The sequence below is a fragment of the Rhodococcus sp. NPDC054953 genome (genome assembly GCF_053609225.1).
The window spans coordinates 1,603-1,867 of record NZ_JBSGXD010000054.1; the positions used below are offsets into that span (position 1 = coordinate 1,603).

Genomic DNA, 265 nt, shown 5'->3' on the forward strand with positions numbered 1-265 from the left:
TGCAGACCGATGCGATCTCCGGCTGGGCGGAAGAAGGGGACTGCCTGATGTGCCAGCGCTCGGGCGTCCTGGTGATGTGGCTCGGCCCGGTGGTCGGGTTCGGACGCAGCCGGCCGTTCCATGCCTGCGAGCCGTGCGCCACCCGGCTGGCGCGCTGGGTGCGGGGTGCCGAGCCCGAACCGTGCGAGCCCCTCCCGCGTTCGGGTGGCGAGACCACCCATGAACGACGCTACGAGATCGCCGTCAACTCCGTCGCGGCGGTGAC

The 265-nt window shown here is 71.7% G+C and carries 1 protein-coding gene; it reads left to right on the plus strand.

Annotation, left to right across the window (positions count from 1 at the left end):
• The coding region (locus ACWF62_RS20395; protein ID WP_452631219.1) for a hypothetical protein at positions 1-265 on the plus strand (265 nt) is incomplete at both ends.